The 12,782-nt window shown below is 64.7% G+C and carries 11 protein-coding genes and 1 riboswitch; of the genes, 5 read left to right on the top strand and 6 right to left on the bottom strand.

Annotation, left to right across the window (positions count from 1 at the left end):
* Window positions 1–40: 40 nt before the first annotated feature.
* The 3 genes from F562_RS0112490 to F562_RS0112480 all read right to left on the bottom strand — a co-directional run bounded on the left by F562_RS0112490 (window position 41) and on the right by F562_RS0112480 (window position 3,377).
* Window positions 41–1,894, bottom strand: a complete 1,854-nt coding sequence (locus F562_RS0112490; RefSeq protein WP_018157302.1) for an acyl-CoA dehydrogenase — start codon at window positions 1,892–1,894, stop codon at window positions 41–43.
* Between the two features lie 93 nt (window positions 1,895–1,987).
* Window positions 1,988–2,260 carry a VHS/ENTH/ANTH domain-containing protein gene (locus F562_RS0112485; protein ID WP_018157301.1) on the bottom strand — a complete coding sequence of 91 codons (273 nt, stop codon included), beginning with the start codon at window positions 2,258–2,260 and terminating at the stop codon, window positions 1,988–1,990.
* 13 nt (window positions 2,261–2,273) lie between these two features.
* Complete coding sequence (locus F562_RS0112480; RefSeq protein ID WP_018157300.1) at window positions 2,274–3,377, bottom strand: NAD(P)-binding domain-containing protein; 1,104 nt, start codon at window positions 3,375–3,377, stop codon at window positions 2,274–2,276.
* 114 nt (window positions 3,378–3,491) lie between these two features.
* Between F562_RS0112480 and F562_RS0112475 the strand changes: the two genes are divergently transcribed.
* Window positions 3,492–3,905, top strand: coding sequence for a PPOX class F420-dependent oxidoreductase (locus F562_RS0112475; RefSeq protein WP_018157299.1), 414 nt, complete (start codon window positions 3,492–3,494; stop codon window positions 3,903–3,905).
* Window positions 3,906–3,920: 15 nt separating this feature from the next.
* Here F562_RS0112475 and F562_RS0112470 read toward each other — a convergent pair whose 3' ends face one another.
* Window positions 3,921–5,279, bottom strand: a complete 1,359-nt coding sequence (locus F562_RS0112470) for an amidase (protein ID WP_018157298.1) — start codon at window positions 5,277–5,279, stop codon at window positions 3,921–3,923.
* Window positions 5,280–5,282: 3 nt separating this feature from the next.
* Entirely contained in the window at window positions 5,283–5,585 is a 303-nt protein-coding gene (locus tag F562_RS0112465; RefSeq protein WP_018157297.1) for a DUF4235 domain-containing protein, read from the bottom strand.
* Between the two features lie 89 nt (window positions 5,586–5,674).
* Window positions 5,675–5,778, top strand: a riboswitch (TPP riboswitch).
* A 54-nt stretch (window positions 5,779–5,832) separates the two neighbouring features.
* Here F562_RS0112465 and F562_RS0112460 point away from each other — a divergent pair.
* From F562_RS0112460 to F562_RS0112445, 4 genes are all read left to right on the top strand, one after another.
* Window positions 5,833–6,897 carry a thiamine ABC transporter substrate-binding protein gene (locus tag F562_RS0112460; protein ID WP_018157296.1) on the top strand — a complete coding sequence of 355 codons (1,065 nt, stop codon included), beginning with the start codon at window positions 5,833–5,835 and terminating at the stop codon, window positions 6,895–6,897.
* Window positions 6,898–6,983: 86 nt separating this feature from the next.
* Window positions 6,984–8,624, top strand: a complete 1,641-nt coding sequence (locus F562_RS0112455) for an ABC transporter permease (protein ID WP_018157295.1) — start codon at window positions 6,984–6,986, stop codon at window positions 8,622–8,624.
* Window positions 8,625–9,647: an ABC transporter ATP-binding protein gene (locus F562_RS21385; RefSeq protein ID WP_018157294.1), complete on the top strand. Its 1,023-nt coding sequence runs from the start codon at window positions 8,625–8,627 to the stop codon at window positions 9,645–9,647. It abuts the gene before it with no gap.
* A gap of 93 nt (window positions 9,648–9,740) precedes the next feature.
* Window positions 9,741–11,900, top strand: coding sequence for a bifunctional metallophosphatase/5'-nucleotidase (locus tag F562_RS0112445; protein ID WP_018157293.1), 2,160 nt, complete (start codon window positions 9,741–9,743; stop codon window positions 11,898–11,900).
* A gap of 85 nt (window positions 11,901–11,985) precedes the next feature.
* On the opposite strand, the gene F562_RS0112440 is transcribed toward F562_RS0112445, so the two are convergent.
* Complete coding sequence (locus F562_RS0112440; RefSeq protein ID WP_018157292.1) at window positions 11,986–12,756, bottom strand: thioesterase family protein; 771 nt, start codon at window positions 12,754–12,756, stop codon at window positions 11,986–11,988.
* Between the last annotated feature and the right edge of the window lie 26 nt (window positions 12,757–12,782).

Below are 12,782 nucleotides of genomic sequence, written 5' to 3'. Positions count from 1 at the left end.
ATTCGCCGCTAGTCGATGAGGCGGGCTCGACCGGCGTGGACTAGAGCGCGGCTTCGGGCAACTCCATGATGTCCAGGTTGACGCTCTCGGCGATGGCGCGGTCGGAGGCAAGGCGCGGCAGCACCGTCTGCGCAAAGAACTTCGCGGCAGCGACCTTGCCGGTGTAGAACATCTCGTCCTTGCCTGCGTCACCGGCCTCCAAGCGCGCCTGCGCCACCTCGGCCTGGCGCAACAGGAGCCATCCGATGACGACGTCGCCAGCGGCCATGAGGAATCGCACCGAGTTCAGACCGACCTTGTATGCCTCCGGCGCCTGCTCCATCGCGGCCATGGCGTGGCCGCCCATGACACCCAAGATCGCCTGGAAGTCATCCACCGCCTTGCCGAGCAACTCCCGCTCACCGCGGAGGGCGTCATCGCCGCCCCCACCCTTGACGGTCTGAGCGATCTCCTGGGCCAGCCAGCCGATGGCCTGACCCTGGTCTTTGATGACCTTGCGGAAGAAGAAGTCGAGCGCCTGGATTGCGGTGGTGCCTTCGTACAGCGTGTCGATCTTGGCGTCCCGTATGTACTGCTCGATCGGGTACTCCTGCAAGAAGCCCGACCCGCCAAAGGTCTGCAGCGACTCGGTGCCGAGCAACACCCACGCCCGCTCAGAACCGACGCCCTTCACGATCGGCAGGAGCAGGTCGTTGACTCGCTGTGCGAGGTACGCCGGGGAGTCAGGCGCAATGGTCTCCTGGCCCGTACGCATCTGCTCGGCATCCACGATGTCCTGCTGGGTGGCGGTAAACAGCACCAGTGCACGCAATCCCTCGGCGTACGCCTTCTGGAGCATCAGCGAACGACGGACGTCGGGGTGATGGGTGATCGTCACCCGCGGCGCATCCTTAGCCGGAGTCGTCATGTCGGCACCCTGGACGCGCTGTTTGGCGTACTCCAGCGCGTTGAGGTAACCGGTCGACAAGGTCGCAATAGCCTTGGTACCCACCAACATTCGCGCATTCTCGATGACGCGAAACATCTGCGCGATGCCGCTGTGCTCGTCGCCGAGCAGGGTGCCAGTGGCGGGCTCCTTGTCGCCGAAGGTGAGCTCGCAGGTCGTCGAAACCTTGAGGCCCATCTTGTGTTCGACGTTCGTGACATAGGCGCCGTTGCGTTCGCCGAGTTCGCCGGTCTCTAGGTCTACGTGGAACTTCGGCACGATGAATAGGGACAGCCCCTTAGTGCCTGGGCCGTGGCCTTCGGGTCGAGCCAGCACGAAGTGGATGACGTTGTCGACCATGTCGGATTCGGCCGAGGTGATGAAGCGCTTGACGCCCTGGATGTTCCAGGTGCCGTCATCGTTCTGGGTCGCCTTCGTGCGCCCGGCGCCCACATCGGAACCGGCGTCCGGCTCGGTCAGCACCATCGTGCAGTGCCAACCTTTTTCGATGATCCAGCGTGCCATCTTCTTCTGCTCGTCGTTGCCGAGGATGTAGAGCAGCTTGCCGAACGAGTAGGACGCGGCATACATGGCGATCGCGGGGTTTGCCCCCAGCACCATTTCGTTGATGGCCCACTTCAGCGAGGGAGGGGCCACGGTGCCGTCAAGCTCGCCCGGGACGTCCATCGACCAGAAGCCGGCGTCGACATAGGCCTGGTAGCTCTTGGCGAAAGACTCGGGTATCGCGACGCTGCTTGAGCTGGGGTCAAAGACGGGCGGGTTCCGGTCGGCATCGTCGAAGGACGCTGCCAACTCCTGCTCGGCAAGTCGCCCCATCTGCCGAAGCATCTCGCGCGCGGTGTCGCCGTCCACCTCGTCGTACGGGGCTGCCCCCAGGACTTCATCGCGGCCGAACACCTCGAACAGGTTGAACTCCAGATCACGCACATTGCTCTTGTAATGACCCACCACTGACCCCTTCCCGGAAGTTACTCGCTAGTACGAGTCTACCTACCCGTGAGTAGAAGAGCGCAACTTCAGGTGTAAGTAGCGAATCGGCGCCTACAAGCCGCCGCTGGTTTCAGAGTCGCGGACCGCGATCGTCACCGCTGTCGCATAAAGACTTGTCGGGATGTCGTCCCCGGTTACCCGTCGATATTCGTGAGACGCACGACGCCAGGAACCCGTGTCCGACAGTCTCCGAAATTCGACAAAGTCCGCGTCGCTCAGAAAGGCAAAAGCACCCTGGTCGGTCAGGGTGTTGGCGACGAATTTTCCGGCCGACTTGTACTTCGGCGGCATGCCAACCGTGCGGGATAACTTCTCCATCACCATGTCTGCCTCCGCTCTAGGGAATTGTGCAATCCACCAGAATATTCGGCGGTTGCGAGCCGCCGCTGGTAGGGGACAGCAACTGGCGTACGGCTACGGCAGCGGCGCGCCCCGCCCGGTTGCCGCCAATCGTGCTCGCGGACGGACCGTACCCGACCAAATGCACCCGGGGGTCTTCGACCACGGCCGTCGCGGTTTGGACGTCCTGGCTGCTCGGAACCAACCGCACCCCGCCCTGCGGAGTGAGCAGGTGCAACGGGCGCAGATGACCCAGCGCAGCGCGGAATCCGGTGGCCCAGAGGATGGCGTCAACGTGTTCGCGCGAGCCGTCGGCCCAGACGACCCCGTCCGGCTCGATCCGCTCAAACATTGGACGCCGGTGATAGGCGCCAAGCTCTTGCGCTCGGCGCTCCTGTGGGCGCAGGCCGATACCCGTCACGCTGGACACGGACCGCGGGGGGAGCCCCGCGCAGACGCGTTCCTGCACGGCGCGAATGACCGCCCGGCCGTCGAACTCGGAGATTTCATCTCGCCAGATCGGTTCCTGACGGGTCACCCAGATGGTCTCGGTGACGGGGCGGACCTCGCCGAGGAATTGCACCGCCGAGGCACCTCCTCCCACCACGAGCACCCGCTTGTCGCGGAAGTGCTCAGCGCCGGGATAACGCGCGGTATGAAACTGCTCACCGCTGAAGGTCTCGGCGCCGGGATAACGCGGCACGAACGGCCGGCTCCACGTCCCAGTCGCATTGATGAGGGTTCGGGTATGCCACACGTCGGTCCCAGCATGGACGACGAGTAAGCCGTCCTCTCGGGTTACCTGCTCGACCCGTACGGGGCGCACGACCGGAAGCTCAAAGCGGCGCTCGTATGAACCGAACCAGTCCGGGATCGCGACGTTCGCCCGCTCCGTACCGCGGGCGGGTGCAGGGGCCTCGGGCAGGTCGGCGACCCCGTGAACGTCATCCATCGTGAGCGAATCCCAGCGGTGTTGCCAGGCACCGCCAGGCCCTTGATCGGCGTCGAGCACGACATGGTCGACGCCGAGCCGCCGAAGGTGAAAGGACGCCGACAGCCCCGCCTGCCCGGCGCCAATGACCACAGAGTCGTATGCCTGCACGCACGGGCCAACGCCGCACGCTCAACGGTTATGCCGAGGCTCAGCCGCGGGCCGCGCGGTAATGTCGGCGTCACGCCCGCTTTGGGTCCTTCGCCCCTCCAGACGGGACACCCTATGCATGACAACTCCGCGCTGATCGGCCAGCAACAGTACGTTCAGCTGACCACTTTCCGCCGCAACGGAATCGCGGTTCCCTCGCCGGTCTGGATCGCCTCTGACGCGGGAGACCTTCTGATCATCAGCGTCGATCAGACGGGGAAGACCAAACGGTTGGCGCATACGGCGCGAGTGGAGTTGCGACCGTGCGATGTCCGCGGAAACGTCGTTCCGGGTGCGCCGACTTTCACCGGCAGCGCGAGCGTGCACCGCGATGCGGCCGCGATCATGCGCGTGAAGAAGGCGATCGGCGCGAAGTACGGCTGGTGGTATCGGGCCATGAACCTGGTCGAGCCGGTGATGGAGCGGCTGCCGGGCCGCAAGCCACGGGCAGCGATCATCGTGACCGACGTGACTGCGGTCGGGGCCTGAGAGAGTCCCGGCGGATCAGGACCCTGACTCGAACCAGCGAGCGATCTTCAGGATGGCCTCATCGGCGAATCGTTGTCCGGCTATTTGGATGCCAACGGGCCGACCATCGCCGGTGAATCCACCGTTCACGGTTGCGGCGGGCTGCCCGGACATATTGAAAGGCACCGTGAAGCCGATGTGGGCCATGCCTTCGTCCGAATCTCCCCACGGCATAGGCCATTCCGCGGGAAAGGCAGCCATGGGGGCGACCGGGGACAGCAGGATGTCGTACGCCGCGGTCGCCTTCGTCGTCGCCTTGGCGATCTCATCCATGGCGCGATGGCATTCCATGAGGCGCGCACCAGAAACGTCCTGCGCCGCGGTGACCCAGCGCGCGATGAACGGGAGGACCTTGGCCTGCTGATCGCGGGTCAGGGCCGCGTAATCGACATAGGACCGCACCCGCCAAAAGGTGTCCAGGCGAGCCAGCAGGTCGGGAGTCATCCACGAGTCGACAGGTTCGACGCGTGCGCCCGCCGCGGTCAGAGTCGCCGCGGCACGATCGACGACCGCGCGCACTTCTGCATCAGATTCCGGGCCGCATCCGGCGTCCTGCAGGAGCCCGACCCGCAGGCCGTCGATGCCGTCCCACCCGGGAGCCGAACGCGGCCCACCGGAGGAGGTCCAGTCGCGGGCGTCGTGCTGTCCGATGACCGACAGCAGCAAGGACAGGTCGTCGACCGTGCGAGCCATCGGACCGGCGCACCGACCGGGATAGGGAGTGTCCAGGGCAACGAGCCCGGACGTCGGCTTCAACGTCGGTATGCCAAGCCACGTCCCTGGGAGCCTGATCGAACCACCGATATCGCTGCCCACATGCAGCGGGCCATAACCACCCGCGGTGGCGGCGCCAGCCCCCGAACTCGAACCGCCCGTCGTCCAGGCCGGATTCAGCGGACTGCGCGTGATGCCATGCAGCGAGGAAACTCCGGACGACAGCATTCCCCAGTCGGGCATCACGGTCGAGCCGATGATGATCCCGCCCGCTGCCTCGATGCGTTCCACGATGGGCGCGTTGCGGTCGGGGATTGTCGGTGTGACACCGGCGCAACCAGCAGGCATCGGGATGCCAGCGCGGGCCACATTTTCTTTCACCGTGACGGGTACGCCGTCCAGCGCCCCGCGCGGCGTACCTTGCTCCCACCGCCGTGCGCTTTCCTGCGCGCAGGCCAGAACCCGCTCAGGGGCATCCTGGTGCCACAGTGCGTTGAGCTCAGATTCGCGCTCAGCGATCTGCTCCTGAACCGCCTGATGAGCCTGGACCGGCGTGCTGGTGCCGGAGGAGAACTCGGCGAGCAACTCGGCGGCGGATCGCCAGGCCAGCGAGTCTCGCACGGCCTACTTGACCTTGGCCTCGCCCTTGAGGGAGTCCGCCTGCAGCGCCTTAGGCGGCTTTCCAGCGGACTTGATGTAGAAGTCGGCCGCCTGCTTCTGGGCGATCGTCCGGGCTACCCCGGCGATGGCACCGGAAACAATCGCGAAGCCCACCGCTTCCTTCCATGAGATGTCCGGGTCGGCCGGATTGGTCGGCGGGCCGTTGCCGGTTGCCGCGTTCCAGGTGGAGTCGATGGCCTTCTTGGCGGCCTTCGCTCCGACCAGGCCTGCGGCAATTGCCATGACCTTCCACACTGCGTCGCCCATCGTCCGCCTTTCGTTCGAGGGCCGTGCCTGCGCATCGGCCAGTTCACCAGTTGGGGTCGAGACTTTCACAGTCTGCGGTGTACCGTCGAGGCACACGACAGGGGAGCGCTCCACGCGCTGAGAGTGCGGTCCGCCGCAGACCCTCGAACCTGACCCGGCTAGCACCGGTGGAGGAAGTCGAGCATCTCCTCGTTCGGGTCAGACCACGGCCTGAGCGAGACCCCTCTCACCGAGAGGACGCACGATCATGAGGCAGACGTTCGCGATTGCGGTGACGACCGCGCTCGTCCTGACGGGTTGCTCGGTCAGCGGCAGTGAGTCGGACCCCACGGACGGCCCGGAAACCGCAGGCGGCACCAAGACCGTCACGCTGGTCACCCACAACTCGTTCAGCGTTCCCAAGAAACTGCTGCAGGCATTCGAGAAGAAGTCTGGCTATCGGGTCAAGGTTTCCAAGAGTGGCGATGGCGGTGAAGTCGCCAACAAGTTGGTCCTCACGAAGAAGAAGCCGCTCGGCGATGTGGCCTTCGGCATCGACAACACCTACGCCACCCGGGTCGCTGGCAAGGACGTGCTGACGCCGTACGCCTCGCCCGCCATGGCACCCAGCGCTAAGGAGTTCTTGATCGAGGGCAAGGGGGCCAAGGAACTCACGCCCATCGACCACGCGAGCACCTGCGTCAACATCGACACCACCTGGTTCGCGAAGAAGAACATTGCGCCGCCGAAAACTCTGGGTGACCTGACGAAGGCCAAGTACAAGAACCTCACGGTCGTGCCCGGGGCGCCGACGAGTTCGCCTGGTCTGGCGATGCTGTTGGCCACGGTGGGCGCGTACGGCGAGTCGGGGTGGCAGGGATATTGGAAGAAGTTGGTCGCCAATGGCGTCAAGATCACCAGCGGCTGGGAAGACGCCTACAACGTCGACTTCAGTCAAGGTGACGGGAAGGGCAACCGGCCCATCGTCTGGTCCTACGACACCTCGCCGGCCTTTACCGTCAAGAACGGCAAGACCTCCAGCAGGGCGCTCCTCGACACCTGCTTCCGGCAGGTGGAGTACGCCGGAATCCTCAAGGGGGCACAGAACGTCAAGGGTGCCAAAGCGCTCATCGACTGGATGAGTGGCAAGACCTTCCAAGAGTCGCTGCCGGAGAACATGTACGTCTTCCCGGTCAACGACCAGATCACCTTGCCGAAGGACTGGGCGAACTTCGCGAAACAGTCGAGCAAGCCGATCACCGTGTCCCCGCAGAAGATTGATCAGAACCGGACAGCGTGGCTTCGGTCGTGGCAGGAGATCACCTCCCAGTGACGTGGGCTCGACGGGCGGGGTCTCGACAAGCTCGACAAGCTCGACCGGCGTTGGGGGGTCGACGGGCGTTGGGGGGTCGACCGGCGTTGGGGGGCCGGGTCGCTTTCGCCTTCGCGGCACTGATCCCGCTCGCCTTCCTGGCGGTCTTTTTCGTGCTGCCGGTGACCGGGATGCTCCTCAAAGGCCTGCGACCAGAGGGTGCTTGGGCCGTGGGCGAGGCGCTTGAGGTGTTCACCCGTCCCCGCGTGCATCGCGTGCTGTGGTTCACGGTGTGGATGGCGGCCCTGGCCACGGTGGTCACCGTGCTGATCGGGCTGCCGATGGCCTACGTCTTGCACCGGCTAGCCGTTCCGGGGCGGCGGCTGTTGCGTGCGGTCGTCGTGATGCCGTTCGTGTTGCCCACCGTGGTGGTCGGAGTGGCCTTTCGCACCCTGTTGAGCCCGTCAGGGCCGTTGGGTTTCCTAGGAATCGACGGGTCGTGGATCGCCATTCTGCTCGCGATGATCTTCTTCAACCTCGCGGTCGTGGTGCGCACCGTCGGCGGGATGTGGGAGAGCCTGGATCCGCGGGTCGAGGATGCTGCGGCGTCCCTGGGCGCCGGACCCTGGCAGGTCTTTCGGACGGTCACGCTTCCCTCGCTCGCTCCCGCCGTTCTGAGCGCGGCGAGTGTTGTATTCCTCTTCTGCTCAACCGCATTCGGCATCGTCCTGACGCTCGGTGGGCTGCGCTACAGCACGATTGAGACCGAGATTTATCTGCTCACGGCCAACTTCCTTGACCTGCAGGCCGCCGCCATGCTCAGCCTGCTTCAACTGGTTGCTGTCCTGGCGCTACTAGCCGTCACCGAGGCGATGCGTGCTCGTCGGGAGCGAGCCGTCCCACGCTCGGGCCAAACCTCCGGAGGGCGCGCAACCACGCGTGGCGACGCCGTACCCGTGGCTATCACCGCCCTCGCGATGGCCTTCATCTTGGTGCCCATTGGCACCTTGGTGGTCCGGTCGTTGCGTGTCGAGGGGCGGTGGTCGCTGGAGAACTATGGTCATCTGGCGACACCAGATGCCACCGATGCGCTGATCGTTCCGGTGACCGAGGCCATGGCCAACTCGTGGCGTACGGCACTGGATGCCACGGTTCTCGCGATGATCCTGGGCGTACTCGTCTCAATCGTGGTGTCCCGCCGGGGTCGAACTCGACGATCACGTCGCGGGTTGGCCCTCTTGGACTCGGCGTTCATGGTTCCGCTCGGAATCTCCGCAGTGACAGTCGGATTCGGCTTTCTGGTGACCCTTGATCGCCCGCCCCTCGACTTGCGAAGCTCACCGGTCCTTATCCCGATAGCGCAGGCGATCGTCGCCCTTCCCCTCGTTGTCCGCACGCTCACCCCAGTGCTGCGCTCGTTGGATCCCCGTCCCCGAGAGGCCGCCAGCACCCTTGGCGCGGGGCCGGTTCGGGCCTGGTGCTCGGTCAACCTGCCTGTCCTGTGGCGACCGCTTCTGGCGGCGACCGGGTTCGCGATGGCGATCTCGTTGGGCGAGTTCGGCGCGACCGCCTTCCTGGCGCGACCCGACCGGCCCACCGTGCCCGTCGTGATCTACACGCTGATCGGCCGACCAGGCGGCGACAATTTCGGGATGGCGCTCGCGGCCTCCGTGGTGTTGGCGCTTGTGACGGTCACCATCATGGGCCTGGTGGAGCGCCTTCGCGTCGGATCTCTTGGGAGCTTCTAGATGGCTGAAACCAGATTGACGAATCGAGCCGTTGAGACAGGACTGGCGGTCGAGCACGTCACGGTCCGATTCGAGGATCTCGCGGCCGTTGACGATGTGTCGTTGTCCGTGCAGGCGGGGCGCGTCACAGCCGTCCTGGGTCCCTCCGGGTGCGGGAAGTCCACCTTGCTGCGCGTCATCGCAGGTCTGCAGGCTCCCGAGCAGGGAACGGTGCGAATAGGGGATGCCGACGTCACCACGGTTCCGACCCACCGCCGTCGCGTGGGTTTGATGTTTCAAGACGCCCAACTCTTCACGCACCACGACGTGGCAGGGAATGTCGCGTACGCACTGCGCCGGCAGCGAGTCCCCCGCCAGGAGGTCAGCGCAAAGGTGGCCGAACTGCTCGAGATCGTTGGTCTCGGCGGATTTGAATCACGACGACCAGCAACGCTTTCCGGCGGCCAACAACAACGGGTTGCGCTGGCGCGGGCGCTCGCAGCCTCCCCTCGTGTCTTGTTGCTGGATGAGCCGCTGTCTGCCCTTGATCGGTCGCTGCGGGACCGGCTCGGGTCGGACCTGCGGCGCATCCTGATCGAGTCGGGAACCACCGCCGTGGTCGTCACGCACGACCACGACGAGGCGTTCACACTGGCCGACCGGGTGGCCGTCATGAGCTCTGGCCGCATCGTGCAAGAAGGCCCGACCGCTGACGTGTGGCGGATGCCTGAGTCGGCTCAGACAGCGGAGTTCTTGGGATACACCTCGGTGTTGAGCGGAGCGGAGGCGCGAGCCATCGATGAGCGGGCCGAGCGCTTGGCGTTGCGGCCACAAGCGTTGCGCTGGGATCCCAGCGGAGGACATGGCGCCACGGTCGTCTCGGCAGCGCAGGGAGCCGACGTCATTCGGCTGCGGGTGCGGCTGGACTCGGGTTCAGAGGTTGATGCCGTAGGCGACATGGGTTCGACTCTCCCCGCGGCTGGAAGCCGGCTCAACCTGCGAGTGCAGACTTCGGGGGTCGCGATTCTCCCGGACGAAAGGTGAGCAATTCTGCGAATCCGGCCCCATGAGGACCCGAAGAACGGCATCCTGGCTCGCTGTGGAGTCGATCCGGCTTCTGTCACGAAAGAGGACACGATGAATCGAGCCCGGAAGTTCGCTGCCTGCGGCGGATCGCTTGCCCTGAGCGCCCTGATGGTCGCCCCAGCGCACGCAGCCACCAACGTGGGGGATCAGCCGATCGACCCGGCGTTGACCCAGCTCAGTCTGGTCAACACCAACGATTTCCACGGACACTTCACCAAAGACTTTGCGTGCGCCGTGACCACGGTGCAGCGCGAGGTTCCAGGCACCACGTTCTTGTCCGCCGGAGACAACGTCGGCGGGACACCTTTTGAGTCAGCCTCACAAGATGATGAGCCGGCGATCGATTATCTCAATAGCCTTGACCTCAAGGTCTCCGCAGTCGGCAACCACGAGTTCGACGGCGGACTGAGTGACCTCAAGGGCCGGGTACAGGACCGGGCCGACTGGACGTACGTCGGGGCGAATGTCTATCGCGCGGGCACGACCGACCCGGTGCTCCCCGGATACAAGGTGGTCGAGCAAAACGGCGTCCGGATCGGCGTGATCGGTGCGGTCACACGTGAGGTGCCTTCACTGGTCGCTAAAGACGGCATTAAAGGGCTGGAGTTCGGCGACCCGGTGGCAGCGGTCAATCGAGTCGCGACTGACCTGACCGATGGTGATCCCGCGAATGGTGAGGCCGACGTACTCGTCGCCGAATATCACGAGGGCGCACCGAGCGGGGAGTCCTCCCTTGAGAGCCAGGTGTCCTCCAACGCTCAGTTCAAGAGCATCGTGACGGAGACGTCGCCGAAGGTGGCCGCGATCTTCACGGGGCACACTCACCAGAAGTACGCGTGGGATGGGCCGGCGAGCACGGGAACTCGTCCGGTGATTCAAACTGATTTTTACGCCAGTCACCTTGGCCAACTGACCCTCGGATATGACCCGGCCCGCGACGAGGTCACGCAGTATTCGATGACGAATCGCGAGGTGACTGAGCCAACCGAGGCATGTAAGGCAGACCCGCGCTACACCGCCACTGCCAAGATCGTCGACACCGCAAACAAGCGTGCCGAACAGATTGGCAAGGAGAAGATCGGCACAAAGACCGCGCCGATCACTAGGGCACTCAATGACGACGGCACTCCCGACAACCGGATGCGGGAGTCGAGGCTGTCGAATCTGATCGCCCAGAGTTATGTCGAGTCCATCAACAAGCCCGGTCGCCCTGGCGGCGTAGATATCGGCGTGATGAACCCGGGCGGCGTGCGGGCTGACCTCGGTGGAAACGACGAGGCCATCACCTACGCCGATGCCGCAACGATCATGCCGTTCAACAACACGATCGTCACCAAGGATCTGACGGGAGCCCAGATCAAGCAGGTGCTGGAGGAGCAGTGGCAGCCAGAGGGTTCATCGCGCCCGTTCCTCAAACTCGGCCTGTCCGAGAACGTCACCTACACCTATGACCCGAATGCTGGGGATGGCAAACGCATCACCACGGTGATGGTCGACGGCAAGGAACTGGACGAGAAGGCGACCTACACGATCGCCTCGAACTCGTTCCTGCTCGACGGTGGCGACAACTTCACCACCTTTGGTGAAGGCACGAATACCCGCGACTCCGGGTTGATCGACCAGTCATTGTTCGTGGAGTGGATCAAGGAGAACAGCCCGATCAGGCCGCCGTACGAAAAGCACGCCGTGGCCGTGACCGACCAGCCCACTGAGGTCAAGGCGGGCGAGGAGTTCAGCTTCACCCTCACAGGCTTCAACATGTCCACGACTGACCCTAATGAAAACACCCAAGGATTGGCCTGGGTGGACGATGGCCCCTACTCCGGTGAGATCGGGGCGAAGGCCGTGCGTCTGGATGCTCCGCCCTATCCGACGCGGGACGGCGAGCTGAAGGTTGATCTGACCGCGACGGGGCCGAGTCGAAACGCTCTCGTCAAGGTGCGACTGACCGAAACCGGGACGACGGTGCTGTTTCCCGTCAAGGTCGTGGCTGCGGATGGACCGTCGCCCACCGGCACGACGACGGGCTCGCCGGGTGACCCCACGGGCACGGGCTCGCCGGGCGACCCCAGCGGCACCGTTTCAGGTCCTCCCGTGGAGACGGGTTTGACGGGCGACGGGAGCAACGGCGCCACGCTCATCGGGGTCGCCGGGTCGGTCACCCTGCTCGGTGGCGCATACCTGCTCGCACGTCGCCGGATGGAGAACTGACGTCACTTCGCTGCATCGTTGCTAGCGGTTCGCTGCGGTGTCATGACCTGGCACCGCAGCGAACCGCAGCGCCTGCGAATTCAAATCACAGGCGCAACGTCAGGCTCTGGGTCGCCATACCGACCGGCCCAAGACTGTCGTTGAGGACGGTATGAGTGATGCCGATTCCCGAGTCGCCAAACGTGACTGAGGTGTCGAGGCCGACCCAACCGTTCTCTGTCACGGGCTCGCGCAACAGGTGCACGGTGAGTTCGACGTTGGGAAACATCATCGTTCCCGGGCGTTGCCGAGTTGCGATGCCGTTGGCAATGTCGATGAGTGACAGGAAGCGGGCAAGCGGGCCAGCCTGAACGCCCTCGACAAGGTCAACCGCGGTGTGAACCCAGACCTGGCGGCGCCCATCGCGCCCACCTGGAATAGCTTGCCACTCAATAGTTTTCAAGAACTTCCCACCCCATTCGGCTGCGACATCGCGGGGCTCTGTCGCGCTGCGGGCCGGCATCGCCGGGAGTTCGACTCCTTCGACCGATGAGGTGTCAGAGGTGACTAGCCGCCAGGCGCGTACCCGCAGGATGGTGCGCTCGCCGCAGGTGCCGGTGACTTCCACCAGTTCGATGGTTCGCCCGGGGCGAATGGTGGCGACCTCGAAGGTCATGTCCTCACGCAACACTTGGCCGAAGATCTCGAAAGTGATGCGGCTGTATGCCATTTCGGGGCGTGGCACGTGTTGCTCCAGCACATGGCCGACCAGCCCGCACACGATCGAGACATGTTGCTCGTCATCGCGCCAGGCCCCCTGAGTGAGTTCCGTAGGTCGGAAGGTGAGGGGGCCCAGTGGAACGAAGTACGCCGACATAGACGCAGCCTAAGCAATGTCGGTGC

This window comes from Demetria terragena DSM 11295, from assembly GCF_000376825.1.
Taxonomy (GTDB): domain Bacteria; phylum Actinomycetota; class Actinomycetes; order Actinomycetales; family Dermatophilaceae; genus Demetria; species Demetria terragena.
Note: the sequence above shows the minus strand (reverse complement) of the source record. Positions and strands in the feature narration are given on the sequence as shown.

Excerpts from the sequence above, each read along its gene's own strand:
- F562_RS21385 (WP_018157294.1), top strand. The coding sequence starts at position 8,625 with ATGGCTGAAACCAGATTGACGAATCGAGCCGTTGAGACAGGACTGGCG.
- F562_RS0112445 (WP_018157293.1), top strand. The coding sequence starts at position 9,741 with ATGAATCGAGCCCGGAAGTTCGCTGCCTGCGGCGGATCGCTTGCCCTG.
- F562_RS0112485 (WP_018157301.1), bottom strand. The coding sequence starts at position 2,260 with ATGGTGATGGAGAAGTTATCCCGCACGGTTGGCATGCCGCCGAAGTAC.
- F562_RS0112475 (WP_018157299.1), top strand. The coding sequence starts at position 3,492 with ATGCATGACAACTCCGCGCTGATCGGCCAGCAACAGTACGTTCAGCTG.
- F562_RS0112440 (WP_018157292.1), bottom strand. The coding sequence starts at position 12,756 with ATGTCGGCGTACTTCGTTCCACTGGGCCCCCTCACCTTCCGACCTACG.
- F562_RS0112465 (WP_018157297.1), bottom strand. The coding sequence starts at position 5,585 with ATGGGCGACGCAGTGTGGAAGGTCATGGCAATTGCCGCAGGCCTGGTC.
- F562_RS0112460 (WP_018157296.1), top strand. The coding sequence starts at position 5,833 with ATGAGGCAGACGTTCGCGATTGCGGTGACGACCGCGCTCGTCCTGACG.